The sequence below is a fragment of the Brevundimonas sp. GN22 genome (genome assembly GCF_054824005.1).
The window spans coordinates 1-235 of record NZ_JSYD01000182.1 but is presented as its reverse complement, the minus strand read 5'-3'; the positions used below and the strand labels follow the sequence as shown (position 1 = coordinate 235).

The window sequence follows — 235 nt, the reverse complement described above, 5'->3', positions numbered from 1 at the left end:
AAAACGATCTGTCGCGCCTGAAGGCCGAGATCGCCGCTGCACCAGAACGCACGCCCGAACTGGAACGCGCCGTCCTTGAGACCGAAGACGCCCGCAAACAGGCCGATACCGAGGTGGAACGCCTCGCAGGGACGCTGGCTGCCGTCGAGGCCCGCGCCAATGCCGAGAGCGCCCGCAAACGCGACGCCGAGGCCCGCTTGTCCCGCGTGACCGCACAGCGCGATCAGGCCAAGCG

Annotated in this window: 1 protein-coding gene; it reads left to right on the top strand. The window is 68.9% G+C overall.

All coding sequences use genetic code 11. From position 1 onward, the window contains the following. Nucleotides 1-235, top strand: a 235-nt coding sequence (locus OB03_RS14675) for a hypothetical protein (protein WP_461344662.1), incomplete at both ends; no start/stop codon positions are given.